Source organism: Rhodococcus sp. Leaf247 (assembly GCF_001426185.1).
In the GTDB taxonomy this organism is placed as follows: domain Bacteria; phylum Actinomycetota; class Actinomycetes; order Mycobacteriales; family Mycobacteriaceae; genus Rhodococcoides.
The window spans coordinates 1-15,550 of sequence record NZ_LMRP01000004.1; the positions used below are offsets into that span (position 1 = coordinate 1).

Consider the following 15,550-nt stretch of genomic DNA (forward strand, 5'->3'; position numbering starts at 1 on the left):
CATGCCGGACGACTCCGCGAGAACGGCGATCTCCACGAGCTCGCGGGGGCCGAACTGCTCGGCCGATGCCTTGTATCCCAGCTTCAATGCCTGTGCCACCATGTCCACCCATCAGTTGTATTGTAATATTTGATCATATACGTGCACTTGCCGCCTGCGCGCGGTTTGCACCGGACAGCTGCAAACTTGATGCCTCCACATGACCGTCACGCCTGGATGGTCCGTTTCGTTGCGAGCTCCGTTCCCACGCAACGTGAACGAATCACTCCAACTCCGTGCACGTCAATCGGGCTTGGATCGCTCGCCGACAACGGCGTCGCGGTGCGTTTTGCGTCTGGTCCCGCAAAGAGTCAATCCGGGAAGCGTGTCGCGCTCCTTGCAGCAAATGGGTCACGGCTCGCGAAGCCTCGCACAACGTCGGGTGGGTCCGTCCTGGACCACCGACGTCATCGACGCCAGCGGGAGGCAGTGTCGACAGGCGTCGTCCGCCCACGATCAGACGCGGCGAACGCATGACTAGACACTCGAACAGCCACTCATCACTTATTCATGACTTTCGTTCCGGTCTCACATGAACTGCGGTGGTCCCGTGTGGTCATGTGACTCTTAATCCGCGCTGGTCAGGTGGACCTTCGTGGTTCCAACGGGATTCCTTGTCTTCGGCGGGCATAGTCACTGGGTCCGGGGTTCGAGTCCCTGTGGGCGCACCACAAAGGGCCCCTGATCAGCAGTTATGCTGGTCAGGGGCTCTTCTGGTTCCGGTGCCACTCACTACTTGTTCATGACTTTCAACTCCAGACCGGCGGTTTCAGGCCCCTCGGCCGGACAATTGCGACGCGTAGCTGCTGGTCAGAGCCTCGCGCTCGAGTCTGTACCGGTTCCAATAGACGGTCGTTATAAGAGTCGTGTAGCTGTGGCGCTCCACCACGGTTTGGCCATCGGCCCGCTCTCCACGACGGGCTGCAGCCTGTCTCGGTTACGGGGTCACGCGTCGTGCTCAGTCGGCGCGCAGCGACTCGATCGCCGCGACTTTGGTGATCACGTGTCCCCGCGCGGAGCGGGTTACAGACGACGACTCGCGACGGACGCGCTGCACGCCGCCCGCGACCGCGACCGCGACCGCGACCGCGAGAATTTGGCGCCGACCGTCGCGGAGTTCACCGATCTCGCACAGACCTACCCCGCTCACGGTCCTGCCCTGTTCGAGCTGGCGAACGCCCTCGATGCGGATGGGCAGCAGGCCCCGCCGAGCGGTATTACCGACAAGCACTCGACCTCTGGATCACCGGCGGCAGGCTTCGTCGGTGCATCGTGCAGTTTGCGAGCGAGCTGAACGAGCTCGACAGGTCCGACGACGCCTTGCGCCTGCCTTTTACCACCAGTTCAGGTCTATTTGCGAACGGCTTCATCAATTGCTCGGTCTACTCCGTAGACGCCGAGTGCGAGCATCCGATCAAGGATATCTAGTAGCGCTTTGACGCGTTCCTGAGTGCGCGTTTGCGCCAACCCGCGGATCACCAGGTCTGAGATGTAGTGGGCATCGCCGGCAGCACCAGTCGTAAAGTTGGCGGCGTCTTCGCCGTGGACGTTCAGAAATTGATGTGCAGCAAGGTCAGCTAGATCGTCGACCCTGTCCGGTGCATGCTGCAGCGTGATGAACAGCTGCGGCGTCGCGTGTATGTAGCTCGGCGAGACGATCAAATCAGATAGGACGTCGGCATAGGGGCGCAAACTCGCCCCACGCAGATAACCAGCAAGAGTGCCGACCAATTTGCGGACGTCATCGTCCTCGTCGTGCATCAACTGGCGCAAAGTGGACAACACAAGTTCTGAATCGGCGGACATGTCAACCCTCGCGGCGCAGATCTCAGCCAATCCCCTTCGAACATCGACATCGCCCGCCAGGGCTCGCTCCATGAGCGCGGGACGCCCCCATTGCGAAGCGCCGTATGCCGCCATGCGCCCGCCTGCCTTGCGAACCTCGGCATCCGGTGAGCTGAGCATGCGACCGATGACTGGGTCAATCACTTCGGGATTGGCGTTGCCAATATAGATCATCAAGACGTCCAACCTGTCCGAGGCGAGCAGGAGATCGTTGGCGTCGATGAGACGTTCAAAGGCTGCGTAGGCCGCCGACCGCGCATTTCGCAAACAAGCGGCGATGGTGTGGGCGACACAGGCGCGGACACTCAGCACCGGATCGTTCGCTAGTTTGGCGAGATGCGGAGCCACAAGTTCCGTGCGGGCGCCATCAGGGTCGTGAACCAAGAGGTCGCCGAGGGACTCGGCCAAGGTTCCTCGCGAAGTGTTGATTCCGTTTCTGTGCAGGTCACGTCCGGGTTTGTGGTCGTCCTGGCGTACGAAGATTGGTGAGTTGTCGACGGGGTTGGACGCGTGCAGCGCCCGATCGAGGACCAGCTCGACAATGTCCAGAGGTGTCTCGTCCAAGACTTGGCGGACCGCCCAGCCAAGCCAGCGGTCACAGTTGTCGTGTCCGAGGTTCATAACGTGACGGATGGCGTCGAATAAGGCGGGCAGTGCTTCGTCTGGAATGGAAGCCTCTCCGAAGCCTCCTAGGATCGCGCTGGGGTAGGCCTCGTTGATATCCGGCGTCAACTGCATTGCCAATCCAGCGAATCGACGAGGATCCTCAGCCGTCAGCATTTCGAGCTGCTGCGCCAATTCACGAGCACCGCCCGTCTCGCTACCGAAGTCACGGTCGTCATGGTCGTGCTTTGCCATGGCCTGAAGCCACTGCGCGTTGCTCATCTTGCCTGTGGATGGGCTACTAATCGGCGGCCCCACCACGTAGGAGATGATGCCGGTCGGTGGCTCGGGCGAATCACGGTCGAACTTGCGCTGGTACTCCTGTAACCGTCGCAGTCCCAACGGTGATAAACGGCTGCGGTCGAGCGCCGATAGGAACTCGAAGGCCGTGTAACCGTACGACCGGAGCCTGTGGTGGAGGTCGGAAGATATGTATGTCGCGGGGAGGTCTCGAAAAAGCTCCTCGAGTAGCAGGTGGACCTCGTCGCTGACGATCGGCGCGATGGCCTCAACTACCTCGCGCGCAAGCCAGTGGACATCGGATATGTAGCCTGCTTTCAGGCGGTTGCCGCCTTGCAGGACCAGCTCAGCCGCCCACGGGGCGAAATTCTCGGCCCCCGTAACCAGGGCTCGGTACAACACTGACTGCGCGGCGTCGTATTCGCTCGCGGCCAGGAGTTGCAGCATCGACTCGACGGTGTCCGGTGACACTTGCGCCCACTGTCCCAACGCGTCCGCCGCGCCGTTGAACAACGCGTCATCGACGTCGCCGTACCCCGGCTCCATTGGGAGTCTCATGCAGAAGTGTCGATCACGAAATAGTTCTTGTTCGTGTCGGTCGTCGGCGGTGGCCTCCATTACCATCAGCAGGTGCGGCACGAACGCTTCGGCGAAAGCTTGCGGCTCCGCTTTGCACGCTGCCTTGATCATTTCCGTCACACCGTATTCCTGCATGCCGAGGAGGGCTACTTTGCCGTCGTCGCCGAGGGCAAGTGCACACGGACTGTCTGCCAAGCACGCCTTTAGCATCTCAACTGCCCAAGGTGGCTTGTGATTTACAAGATCGTGTACTGAGTACCAGACGTTCTGATCGGCTGGGTCGATGTCGCCGGCGCGGACTGCCTTCAGAAATAACTCGAACAACCGCCGGTGTTGGTGCAGTTCGACGCGCCAGGTCACCGAGCGAAGCCATGCCACGTAGTCGGGTGACCTGTGCCGCTTCTGCAGAAGCTCCGCAACCCTGTCGCCGTGCTCGGCGCCGGCGTTGCCCATCCAATTGACACTTCTGTTGCGTAATTCTGCGTTGTCGCTGTCGAGCCAGCTTTCGATGTGACCCTGGGAATCGAAGGGGCCGAACCAGGCAGGCCGTGCGAGCTGCAACAACAGCCGATTCGTGAGTGTAGATTCCCCGACGGTCAGGCGCAGTGCAAGGTCGACGTCCTCGACTGTCGGAGCACCGATGTTGGCGAAGACCGCAGCGACCGTCTCCTTGATGTGGAAACGGACGTTTTCGTTGTTCAGCACAGCCTCGACTTCGGTTCGGAACCGATTGGGATCTCGCTCCCGGAGGAGCTCAAGGATCTGCCGGACCTGCGCGCGCCGGAACAGTTCCTGCTCTTGGGCGCAGAGAAAGTCGACCATTGATTGCTGTCTCGACAGCCACTGCCGAGCGAATGTGAAGTCGAAAAACGTCTCGTGGAAGAAGGAGACTCGATCGTCATCAATTGCGATGACCTGTTCGGAGGCCAGAACTCGCGCGTGTTTGATGAAGTCACCGGGACCAAGGATATCGACGGGGACGGACAGCGTCTGGTTTTCGCTCGCGTTATTGGCGATTCGCGCCAGCACGTCGTTGAACAACGTTCCAGGTCGCCGCTCCTCCGAGGTCTGTTCTTTGCGCAACCAGAAAGCCTCGAAGAGCGATCCTCGAGAGGTAAAATTCAGAGCACCCGGCTGATCGGCGATTGTCTCCAACAAGACGAGGTTCATCGGTGACCGGAGGAGCGCACGTTGCGTAACGGTTAGAAGGCCGGGATCGAGACCCATGGCTGCGACAGCGTGCGCTGTGGCTTCGCCTGATAGTGGCTCGACGGTGAGTCGCTCGACGTCGTTCCGCGCGTCGAGTTTGCGGATGCGGTGGTCGTTCTCGACGTCGAACTGTCGGCAGGCCAGGATGACGCGCACACCTTCAACTGCGGTTGCTTCTTGGATCAGATCAGCAATGACGTCATAGCGCTCCGAAAGGCGCCCGGAAGCAAGGGATACGGCATCGAGTTGGTCGATAATCAGGAAGGCGTCGCGGCCATCCGCTGCCTGGCGCAACGCCGCAACGGGCGAGATTGAGAGGCCCAACTGGACGCCCAGTTCCATTGTCGAACCGAAGGCGCCACGGCGGTCGAGCCGGAACGCCAAGACCTCTGCGTCCCGTGCCTCCAACTTGCGCGCAGCCTGATATAATACCGAACTCTTCCCACCGCCGCCGGCCCCGACGACAAGCGCAAGCCGGGTAGTAGTCATCAGGTCGATGAGAGTCGCAGCTTCCTGCCTCTCGATCGTCGGCGTGAGCAGTTCGCGCTCGATCGTGCCGCGCCAGCTTTGGGTAGCTGTCGCCACCTGCTCATGGGACGTCAGCGTGGCCTGGGCTCCGCGCGGTGTGATGCCGTCGCGGGCAAGAGCGTCGAGCAATTCGCGTTGCGTCATCCGCCTGCGCAGGTTGTCAAGCAGTACCGCACCTATGGCGACCGCTGTGAGATCGCCGGTCGCGCCTTCCAGAATCAGATCGGCGAGCGTCGAGTTTGTGATGCATAGGTGCTCTTCGACTTCGATCTCGATGTACATTCCGCGCAGGGTCTGCCAAGCCCTGTCTGCGCTTTCGAAGACGTTCGGAGCGGTGAGCTCATCGAAGACTGGCCTCGTTTTGCTCGTGAGCTGATGCGCAACGAATTGCTGTACGTTCTCCGATTGTCGCGACAGGTCAGCCATGACGCGAAGTGCCCCGCTCGGCGTCATCGAGCTGAAGTGGAATTCACGGCCCGCGGCTACGTGATGGGCAGCTGCCGCCAAGACTCCAAGGCTTCTAAGGGCTGCGATGGTCCAGTGATCGGTGATGTTGTTCTGGCGCTTCACCTGGGTCACCGAGGTCACACCGTGTTCGTTGATGTAGGTGAATTCCGAGCCGCAAGCCAGATCAGGGTCGATCTCTTCGAGAACAAGACTGCGGCGCTCATCCCGGATGCAGAGCAATGCGTGACGAATGGCCCAGCCCAACTCGTACTTGTTACCCAGCTTGTCTGCCACGCCACCACTGGCGCCTAGCATGCGGGTCCGTTTCGGGTGCTGAGGCGTGGAATACGACGCTTTGCTCGACTGCCCGGATTCCTCGATGCCCCCGTTGGGCCGGGAGGGTTGAGAGGTGCCGGTCACGTCAACAGTGTAGTGCTGCCCAACGACATTCGCGGCCACCACGCAGTTGCATCATCATGGCGGACTTAGCTTCAGGGAACCGGTTCACTGCTGATCCGCCGGTTGCTGCCAGTTTGTGTCTGCACCGTGTACGCACGTTGATTGACGTGGTGATCGTCAAAATCTGTTTGGTATGGGTTTACGGAAAGGCCTGAAACTAGTTTCCAGGGGATGCGCGCGAAGTTCGTCGTTGAGGATGAGTGGTCGGTGCTGACATTGGGTCGGACGGTGCGAGTGTCAGATGATCCCGCCGTTCAGCTTCCACTCCCAGCCACCGTCACCGAACGGGTCGTAGGTCAAGGTCACGGCGTTGGCCGGCACATCAAGGACCACGAAGCCGCTGTACTTGGAGTTCTTGGCCAGGTTGGCCGGGATCGTGTCGGACTCCGCGCAATTGATGGACGCGTCCGTTGAAAGTCCCGCGACGGTGTAGCCAGATGCGTCGATAGTTTTGAAGTCGAATGCTCGCAGGAATGCACCGTATGTCGCGGGGTCGAATTTGGTGCCCGTTTGCAGAATGCTGGGGAACGCCAGCAAGGTCCCGTTCTCAGGCGGTAGTTGCGCGAGACACTCCGTTGCAGATTGCGGTGCGTCGATCGAGAAGAGCACGTCACAGTCGGAGGGTACGTCGCAGCCCGCACCCGCCAACTCCAGCCATTCCTTCTCGATCGCTCCGCGCGAGTTCGTTGGCGCACCGGTCTTGATGGTTGGCGGTTGGCTGGTGGGCTGATCGAACGTCTGGGCGGGTGGATCGACAGTGGGCGCCGGGGATCCGCACGAGAGGACCAGTCCCAGCATCGATGCCGAGATCGGCAGCGCAACAATACTGCGTTTCATGGCTAGGTTTTAGCACGGCAGTGGTTGTCGGTGGGCCACTTACGAGCGCCTGCGTCGTCACTCAACACCGCGGTAGCCACTCACGACTTATTCATGACTTTCATTCTGATCCCACCTGCACCGTGATGGTCCCGTGTGGTCATTCGACTCTTAATCCGCGCTGGTCAGGTGGACTTTCGTGGTTCCACTCGGGTTCCTAGGTTTGGCCGGGCATAGTCACTGGGTCCGGGGTTCGAGTCCCTGTGGGCGCACCAAAAAGGGCCCCTGATCAGCGGTATGCTGGTCAGGGGCTCTTCTGGTTTCGGTACCACTCACTACTTATTCATGACTGTGAACTCGAAACTCACGGTGTCGGGTCCTCTCGGCAATATCGAACGGCGCATGTGCCTGCTCAGGCGGCTGCAAAGCTGTCTGTACCGGGTCCGATAGACCTGCGGTGCAGGCTGCTCGCGCCTACTGCGACGCCTGGGGTGCCACCGTCCGCTACATCGAGAACTCGGACGCGACATCGTCCCCTGGGCGGAGTGGGAGTTGCTGTGCATCGTGGGAACGCCTGCCGTACATCTACACCGTCGAACTCCGATCTCGACCGGGGGCGACGAGCTCATCACCGCACTGTGGACCACCACCGAACGTTGCACGCCGATATGGGTAGGCACACCGGCGTCCCCGAATACGCCAGTGACGAGGCAGACCGATTCTTCACCCGGCACCTCAGATAAGGCCGGCCCGGCCGGTCGCCCTACCGGTCGAGGGATCGGCGACTGTGAATCGAATCTTCTCCGTGCGGGGCACAATGCAATCCAGCGCCAACGCCCGCCGTCCGAACTTGGACGGCGGGCGAAGTTCCACGAAATCTACGTCGGCTGGGAATCGAGGTCGAACGCGCCCGAGCAATTCCGCAGAGCCGGCCGCAGGTCCGCTAGCTCGTCGTGACCGAGCCCACGGTCAGAGATCGGCCACCAGCGGTGCGACCTCCGTTCCCAGCAGCTCGATGCCGCGGAGCAGATCACTGTGAGCCAAGCGGGGGTTGGTCATCTGCAGAGACAATCGATCCACACCGCCGAGCTGTTCGCCCACTCGCGCGATCTTGTCGGCCACCGTCTGCGGGTCACCCATGAAAAAGGCACCGTTCGGTCCGGACGTGGCATCGAATTGCGCTCGGGTCGGTCGCGCGAATCCTCGCTCCCGCGAGATCTTCGTGAACATCTCGTTCCACCCGGGGTAGATGGTGTCCGCCGCCGCCTGCGTGCTCTCCGCGACGAACCCGAACACGTGCAGGCCCACCTTCAACTTCTCCGGCGCATGACCTGCCTGCGCACCCGCGCGGCGGTACAGATCGACGAGCGGCGCGAACTGGCGCGGCTCACCGCCGATGATCGCAATCATCAGCGGCAACCCCAACAGACCTGCGCGAGCGAATGATTCGGGACTGCCGCCGACACCCACCCAGATCGGCAGAGGATCCTGCATGGGACGCGGATAGATGCTCTGCCGCGTCAGCGCCGGCCGGTGCTTGCCGGACCAGGTCACCTCGACGTTGTCCCGGATCTGCAGTAGCAGCTCGAGCTTCTCGATGAACAGCGAGTCGTAGTCGGCCAGGTCCAGACCGAACAGGGGGAACGACTCGGTGAACGAGCCGCGGCCCACGACCAGATCCGTCCGCCCCTTCGAGATCAGATCCAGGGTGGCGAATTCCTGGAAGACTCGCACCGGATCGTCCGCACTGAGTACCTTGACCGCACTGCCCAGCCGGATTCGTTCCGTGCGAGCTGCCGCGGCCGCCAGGATGATCGACGGAGCAGAATCGTAGTACTCGCTGCGGTGGTGCTCGCCGATCCCGAACGAGTAAAGACCCACCCGGTCGGCGAGGGTGATCTCCTCGAGCAGATGCTCCATTCGCTCGGCAGCGCCGATCACGCGTCCGTCGGTCGGGTCGGTCACGGAGGATACGAAGCTGTCCACACCTACATGCATTGCTGAGCCTCTCGGTCGGGGCCACGACGTCGACCCTTGGTTAGTTTACAAGTCAACCATCTCGACCGAGAAACTGTTCCGCGCCACGTCGAGTCTCGAGGTGTCGATGACGAGAACACCATTGTCCGCCCGTCGACGGGTGTGCCATCGCTGATCGGCACGGTCCCGGACAGGAGGAAGCGGAGAACTAGACTGCGCGTGTGGATGCGGATCGAGGGGATGACAGGTCACCCGGCGACACGATCGCGGCACACTTGCGGGAGGAGATCCTCTCTGGTCGCCGTGTCGGCGGGGAGAGGCTGGTCGAGGAGACCATCGCCAAGGGTTTCGGTGTGTCCCGCGTGCCGGTTCGAGAGGCTCTGGCGCAGTTGGAAGCCGAAGGTTTCGTCACCACCGTGCGGTATCGCGGTGCGACGGTGTCGACCACTCTCCACAAGGACAATCGAGAGCTGCTCGAAGTTCGGCACGGGCTCGAAGTTCTCGCCGCCCAGCTCGCTGCCCGTAACCGGGGTGGTTCGGTGGCGGACGAGCTGGCGCGCGTCGTCGAACGGGCGCGGGAGTGCGGCGGGGGACCACCCGCGGACCGGAGCGGCGCCCGGTCGTTCCACGACCTCATCGCCATTGCCTCGGGAAACGACCAGCTCAGAGAGATGTTGGCGGGTGTCAATCGGCGCGTCGAGTGGGGTCTCGGTGACGATCCCGATGCCACCGTTCACGACCACGCGGCGCTTGCCTCGGCCATCCTCGGTGGCGCACCCGTCCAGGCGGGGTTCCTCATGGACGAGCATCTCCGGCGCGACGAGACCGGCACCTGAGTCGACGACCACTGTTTCGTATACTATCTAGGATGTATATCAGGGGATTAACACGTCCGTAGCTGTCAGCAACCGGAATGACACATGATTTGTATACAAAGTAGGCAGTCGTTTCGGAGCACGTGGAGAGGCGACTCGCCGGCTGACATCCGTTCCCGGTGCCGTCCAGTCCCCTGGAGCACACCATGTCCACATCCACTCCGGCGTCTATCCCACCGGGCGTCGATCCTGTACCGGCATCGGCGCTGTCCAGCGCCCTCGACCGCATCGGTTTCACCCGCGTCCAGGGGGCCGTCATCCTTCTGCTCATGGCGGGGTTGTTCTTCGACAGTCTCGAGCAGAACTCCACCGGCGCCATGGGCCCACTCATCAAGGATTCTCTCGGAATCGGCAACGCGCAGTTGACATTCATCAACACCGCCACCGTGATCGGTGGGCTCGTGGGCCGCCTCATCGGTGGCTACATCGCCGACCGGTGGGGCAGGCGCGTGGCGCTCAGCCTGAACCTTCTGGTCTACACCCTCGGCGGACTGATCAGTGCCGCATCCGTCAGCTACGAGATGCTGCTCGCGAGCCGATTCATCGTGGGCATCGGTCTGGGCGGCGAGTTCACGGTCGGCTTGGCGATTCTTGCCGAACTGGTCGCGACCCGCCACCGCGGGTCCCTCCTGGCGACTCTCAACATCTCGTCCGGAGGCATCGGCAACATCGCATCGTTCGGCTTCTTCATGCTCGTGCTCGGTCCGCTCGGAGGCGTGCTCGGCGGCGACGACACATCGTGGCGCTGGACCTATGTCATCCTTGCCGTGCCGGCGCTGCTGGTGGTGTTCTTCCGGCGTTACCTTCCTGAATCGCCGCGGTTCCTGTTGTCCAAAGGGCGTGTCGACGAAGCCAATCGGAGTCTGACGCGTCTGGCCAGCGGCTCGATCGCGGGGCTTCGCGACCCGGGGCCGACGAAGCAGTTCGTCACCGATGCCGACATCCTGCCCACCACCGCATCGACGTCGTACGCCGAGGTGTTCCGCGGGCAGAATCTGCGCCGCACCGCGGCCGTCGGAGCCGCCTCGTGGATGTCGTTCGGTGCCCAGGTCACCCTTCTGTTCCTCATGCCCATCCTGTTGGTCTCGCGGGGCTACTCGCTCACGGACTCTCTGCTGTTCACCATGATCATGAACGTCGGCAGTCTCTTCGGTGCCTGTGCCGCGTGCTATCTCGCCGGTCGAGTCCGGCGGCGACCCACTGTCATGACAGCGGCCGTACTCGGATGCGTGTCTGCGGTCGCGTTCGCGACTCTCGCGAACAGTGTGGCCACCATCCTCGTTCTCGGTGCCGTCTTCCAGTTCTTCACCATGATGCTCAACACCATGCTGTCGGTGTGGACGCCGGAGCTGTTCCCCACCTCGATCCGCGGAATGGGCACGTCCATCGTCAACGGAATCGGCAATGTAGCCGGCGCTGTCATGCCGTTCGCAGCTCTCTTCTTCTTCGACCGCGCGGGAGTGGCCGGAGTGTTCTTCATGATCGCGGCCATGTACGTCCTCCTGGTCGTCGTCGCCCGGTTCGGACCCGAGACGTTCGGACAGTCCCTCGAGGAAGTGAACGAGAAGGAACTCGTCGCAGCCTGACACTCGAACACAGTGCACCACAACAGAAAGGCAACATCCATCATGACCGAGTCACTGTTCGTCTCCGCCACCGCGCACGGGCTGAACTACCTTCCCGAGTACTACGCCGATCACGCCGGCATGTTCGCCGAGCGCGGTCTGTCGGTGCACGCGAAGGCGTGTGACCCGTGGACCGGCGTGCTCGACGATCTCGACAGCGGTGCTGCGGACATCGCGCTCGGCGGATTGTGGGTTCCCGGAATGTATTGGGGTACATCTCGTCAGCTCACCGTGTTCGCGCAGCTCAATCACCAGTTCCCCAAGGCGCTCGTCATGCGAGAGTCGACACCGGAAGGATTCGACTGGTCGATGCTGACCGGAAAGACCGTGTTGGCGCCGGGAATCGGTGGTAGCGCGCCGTATGCGATCACCGCGGGAATGATGCGGGAAGCGGGAATCGACTCCGCCGCCACCACGTTCCTCCGCGACCTCTCCACGCCGATGTTCGTCGAACTGTTCGAGGACGGACTGGGTGACGCGATCATTCTCGACATCACGACCGCTCAGTCGATGTCGGACCGCCACACCGGACACATCGTCGTCGAGTACGCGGACGTCGGCGGGCTCGGCCCGAACAGTGTGTACTACTGCCGCACCGATCGTGTCGACGAACTGCAGGACCGGTTGGTCGCGTTCACATCCGCCTTGGACGCTGCGATGGCAACGGTCAAGGCGACTCCGGTCAGTGAACTCGAACCCTTGCTCGCCGAGCACTGGCCCACGATGCCGCTGTCCACTCTGTCCGCCGCCTGCACCAGGATTCAGCAGTCCCGCACCTGGGACACGGTGCGCATCGACGGTGCTGCGAGCGACCGCTGGATGCGCATCCTCCACGAGGAGAAGATGGTCGGTCGTGCCCCCGCGTTCGAGGACCTGGTCACCTCGCGCATCGTCGACGCTGCGGAACTGACGACGGTCGGCTGAACGATGACACTGGTACTGCGTCACTCGGAGATCTCTGCGCTGCTGGACCGCACGACCGTCCTGGAAGCAGTCGAGCGGATGTTCGTGGAATTGAGTCAGGGCAGCGCCCAGAACCCGGTTCCGCCGTCGATGAACGGAACGGACGACGCCTGCATCATCCCCATGGTGGCCCAGTCCGGTGTCGCGGAACTGGCGGTGGCCAAGGTGCTCTGCGACGCACCCGCGAACCGTGCGCGCGGACTTCCTCGTCAGCGGTCGACGATGCTGGTCACCTCGACTCGCACCGGAGAATGCGTCGCTCTGTTGGACGGACGTGCGATCACTGCCATCAGGACCGCAGCCGCCAGTGCAGTCGCCACCCGGTACCTGGCACGGCCGGGGCCGGCTGTGCTGGGTGTCGTCGGCGCCGGCGCGCTCGCGGTCGAGCATGTCCGCGCGATCCGCACTGTGCGGGACGTGACCAGTGTCCTGGTGTGGTCCAGATCTGAGAGCACGGTGGAGACGTTCCGTACGGCCCTCGAGGGTGACGATCTCCCGGTGCGGTCGGCAACGTCGGTGGAAGAGATCGCCCGCTGCGCCGACATCGTCTGCACTCTCACCCCGTCGGTACAGCCGATCCTGCGCGGCGAATGGCTCACCACCGGAACGCATCTGAACGTGGTCGGTGCAGCGCCACGCCCGAACGAGCGTGAAGTGGACGGGGAGGCCATGGCGCGGTCGCGGGTCGTCGTGGACAGTCGAAGCACTGCGCTGTCGAAGTCCGGGGACGCTGTGCTGGCGCTCGCCGAGGGGGCGGTGACCGAAGACGACCTGAGCACTGAAATCGGTGACGTCATCACCGGCCGGAGAATCGGTCGGTCATCGGACGAGCAGATCACACTGTTCGACTCCACCGGAATCGGAGCGGAAGACCTCGCCGTCGCCCACCTCGTCATCACCGCAGCTCGCGAACGCGGACTCGGGATGGAGGTCGACCTCAGCGCGTGAGAAGCCCTCGACACACGTAAGCCGCCCGTGCACGGAACACCGATTCGACGCCCGTGCTCGAGTACTGCTCGCCGCAGTCGACACACCACGAAGAACGTCACCGGACTTCGGAGGCAGGGGCGACACTTCGTACCTTCGAGTACGTTCTGCTCATGGCTCCGAAGTGGGAACAAGTCCGAGCACAGAACTACGGCACGATGGGCCGCACCGTCCGCGGTGTCGTGCACCGAAGCGATGGATCTCGACAGCTTGTCCGCCACGAGCCGGAAACGACGTCGTGGCGCCACGAGGACGAGTCGGGATCACCGACATTCATCGAGAACGCTGACAACCGGTGGTCGCGTGACGCGGACGGCGGGATGGTCCACGCGGTGAAGAATGCGAACACGTTCTACATGGACATGGGGTCGCCGTCCCCGTTGCTGCGCGCCTACGACGCGTTCCCCCAGAGGAGCAATCACGGGTTCGATGACTCACGTTTCACCGATCCGACCGCTCCGCGACCGGTCACCGTGCGCGGGCGCGACGGGTGGGAAGTGACTGCCGCCGATCCACACTCCACCGAACAGATCACGTACGTGATCGACGCCGAACTGGGAGTTGCGTTGCGGTGGCAGTACGGCGACCAGTGGATGGAACTCGAGAACCCGGTCCTGGACGAGGAATTCGACACCGACCTGTTCCGCTGGTCGGGACCGTCACGCCCGGCAGCCGACGAGATGGCCCGCATGCAACGCGAGCAGCAGGAGCGAGAGCAGGCCCTGGCAGGCATCGCCCGAGCAGTTCCTACCTGGTTGCCGATGACGATCACCACCACGCCTCAATCGGGGGATCCTCGTACAGGTGAACTCGTTCTGGCAGTCGGGGGACAAACTGCGCACTTCACGCTTCGCCGTTGGGTGACCGCGATCGGTGAGCCCGAGGTGACCTGGCCGAACGACCAAACCCCGGCCCGTCATCGTCGAGGCATCGGTCAATGGACCTACGAGATCCGTTCCTACGAGGAGATGCGCAAGGAGGACTGCGAGCGCATCATCGAGTCGATCGTGCCCGTAGACCCGCCGGAACGCGATGCCGCAGACATCACGGCCGAGATCGACCAAGAAGCGCACGCACGACGCGAAGCGGAGATTCGCGAGATGCTCGGAACGGGGCGTGTGCTCGCCGATCACCTGACGGGGGAGTCGCTCCTCATCCGGACCGACTTTTCCGACGACGCGGCCTGGCGTGAGGTCGCGCTCGCCGCTATGGCACCTGTCGACCAAGGCGACGACATGGAGTTCGAAGCCGTACTGACATGTATCGACAACTCCGATCATGACGGCTGGTCCATCGAGCAACTTCTGCTGGCGTTGGGTGACCCGCCGCCGTACTACATCTTTGTCGCCGATACCGAAGCGGTACAGAACCATGAACATCCCATTGTCGTCGTCGAGACCGCCGACGACGATCCGGAGCGTCCGCGCGGAAAGACCTTCCGAGTAGTTCCGTCGGAGATGTGGAGCATCGAGAACAATCTGTCGCTCGCCAACATGGATTTCGACGACTTCGCGGACAGCGTCGACGCAGACGGCGTCTTCCGCGGCTTCCCGGAACCTGCGCAACCCGTCGCGTCGGTGACTACTCGGGACGTGGCCGGGTGGATCGCCGGTCATCTGCACACCGACGCGTTACGACGTTTCCACCGCGAGATCGACGGCTGGAAGTACCCGTACCCGATCCAGCTGTTCGAGCCGGAGATGGCCGACGTGCACACCCAACTGCTGGCGGCCGACTACGACAGCCGTACCGATACCGAGCTCGTCGGGTATGACGAGTTCCGTGAGGTCGCGGCCCGAGGGGGGCCGGCACTGCACGGCTCGGTGCCCGTGCACGGCGCGCACTGGGCGTTCCTACTCGACGTGGGCTCCCACCGGCCCCTGGCGGCCTATCGACTCGAGTTCCTTCCGCCGACAGATCAGCAGGTGCATGACGGTGGCGCCGACCCGTCGGCGGTGCTGGAGGTTCCCTTCATCTCCCCCGAGATGGTGTCGCTGTCGTCGCTCACCGACGACGACGAACTCGTCGACCGCGAGGCTGTGCGGCGCGCGGTCACAGCGGAGGCGGTGCGCCTGCACGGCCCGGACATGGTTGGGCACGTCGAGCCCGCCCTGCGGCGAATCCCGAGGCTCGAAGGGTTCAGCATCGGCTGCTCGGTCCAGATCGACGGTAACCCGATGTTCTACGTTGCCGTCGTGACCGCGGTGGAGAACGAGTTCATCGTCCGGGAAGTGCCACCGGAAGGGCTGCGGGTGGTTGCCGCAAGTCACGCCTAGCGCTATTCATGGTGGGCCGCAC

The 15,550-nt window shown here is 62.8% G+C and carries 9 protein-coding genes and 1 pseudogene; 6 read left to right on the forward strand and 4 right to left on the reverse strand.

Annotated features, from left to right (window positions below; translation table 11 throughout):
• Nucleotides 1-997: 997 nt before the first annotated feature.
• Nucleotides 998-1,270 carry a hypothetical protein gene (locus ASG64_RS21665; RefSeq protein WP_156388410.1) on the reverse strand — a complete coding sequence of 91 codons (273 nt, stop codon included), beginning with the start codon at nucleotides 1,268-1,270 and terminating at the stop codon, nucleotides 998-1,000.
• Between ASG64_RS21665 and ASG64_RS22325 the strand changes: the two are divergent.
• A pseudogene (locus ASG64_RS22325) lies at nucleotides 1,267-1,467 on the forward strand (hypothetical protein); the annotation flags it as partial. The gene ASG64_RS21665 and the pseudogene ASG64_RS22325 overlap by 4 nt on opposite strands.
• Here the strand turns inward: ASG64_RS22325 and ASG64_RS18035 are convergent.
• The 3 genes from ASG64_RS18035 to ASG64_RS18045 all read right to left on the reverse strand — a co-directional run bounded on the left by ASG64_RS18035 (nucleotide 1,390) and on the right by ASG64_RS18045 (nucleotide 8,823).
• Complete coding sequence (locus ASG64_RS18035) at nucleotides 1,390-5,970, reverse strand: hypothetical protein (protein WP_200933496.1); 4,581 nt, start codon at nucleotides 5,968-5,970, stop codon at nucleotides 1,390-1,392. The pseudogene ASG64_RS22325 and the gene ASG64_RS18035 overlap by 78 nt on opposite strands.
• A 276-nt stretch (nucleotides 5,971-6,246) precedes the next feature.
• Complete coding sequence (locus ASG64_RS18040) at nucleotides 6,247-6,846, reverse strand: hypothetical protein (RefSeq protein WP_056075223.1); 600 nt, start codon at nucleotides 6,844-6,846, stop codon at nucleotides 6,247-6,249.
• Between the two features lie 948 nt (nucleotides 6,847-7,794).
• Entirely contained in the window at nucleotides 7,795-8,823 is a 1,029-nt protein-coding gene (locus tag ASG64_RS18045) for an LLM class flavin-dependent oxidoreductase (protein ID WP_056075226.1), read from the reverse strand.
• A 200-nt stretch (nucleotides 8,824-9,023) separates the two neighbouring features.
• Here ASG64_RS18045 and ASG64_RS18050 point away from each other — a divergent pair, with 200 nt between their 5' ends.
• The 5 genes from ASG64_RS18050 to ASG64_RS21930 all read left to right on the forward strand — a co-directional run bounded on the left by ASG64_RS18050 (nucleotide 9,024) and on the right by ASG64_RS21930 (nucleotide 15,528).
• Nucleotides 9,024-9,638 (forward strand): GntR family transcriptional regulator, encoded by a 615-nt coding sequence (locus tag ASG64_RS18050; RefSeq protein ID WP_042576598.1) that lies wholly within the window; start codon nucleotides 9,024-9,026, stop codon nucleotides 9,636-9,638.
• Between the two features lie 185 nt (nucleotides 9,639-9,823).
• The gene (locus ASG64_RS18055; RefSeq protein ID WP_235579612.1) at nucleotides 9,824-11,263 is read left to right on the forward strand and encodes an MFS transporter; all 1,440 of its coding nucleotides are present in this window, start codon (nucleotides 9,824-9,826) and stop codon (nucleotides 11,261-11,263) included.
• Nucleotides 11,264-11,305: 42 nt separating this feature from the next.
• Entirely contained in the window at nucleotides 11,306-12,226 is a 921-nt protein-coding gene (locus tag ASG64_RS18060) for an ABC transporter substrate-binding protein (RefSeq protein ID WP_056075229.1), read from the forward strand.
• 3 nt (nucleotides 12,227-12,229) lie between these two features.
• Nucleotides 12,230-13,213: an ornithine cyclodeaminase family protein gene (locus ASG64_RS18065; protein WP_056075231.1), complete on the forward strand. Its 984-nt coding sequence runs from the start codon at nucleotides 12,230-12,232 to the stop codon at nucleotides 13,211-13,213.
• A 152-nt stretch (nucleotides 13,214-13,365) separates the two neighbouring features.
• Complete coding sequence (locus ASG64_RS21930) at nucleotides 13,366-15,528, forward strand: DUF6924 domain-containing protein (protein ID WP_200933497.1); 2,163 nt, start codon at nucleotides 13,366-13,368, stop codon at nucleotides 15,526-15,528.
• Nucleotides 15,529-15,550 lie beyond the last annotated feature (22 nt).

Bases quoted from the DNA above. Each gene is read 5' to 3' on its own strand.
- ASG64_RS18060 (WP_056075229.1), top strand. From the start codon at position 11,306: ATGACCGAGTCACTGTTCGTCTCCGCCACCGCGCACGGGCTGAACTAC.
- ASG64_RS18055 (WP_235579612.1), top strand. From the start codon at position 9,824: ATGTCCACATCCACTCCGGCGTCTATCCCACCGGGCGTCGATCCTGTA.
- ASG64_RS18045 (WP_056075226.1), bottom strand. From the start codon at position 8,823: ATGCATGTAGGTGTGGACAGCTTCGTATCCTCCGTGACCGACCCGACC.
- ASG64_RS18065 (WP_056075231.1), top strand. From the start codon at position 12,230: ATGACACTGGTACTGCGTCACTCGGAGATCTCTGCGCTGCTGGACCGC.
- ASG64_RS21930 (WP_200933497.1), top strand. From the start codon at position 13,366: ATGGCTCCGAAGTGGGAACAAGTCCGAGCACAGAACTACGGCACGATG.
- ASG64_RS18040 (WP_056075223.1), bottom strand. From the start codon at position 6,846: ATGAAACGCAGTATTGTTGCGCTGCCGATCTCGGCATCGATGCTGGGA.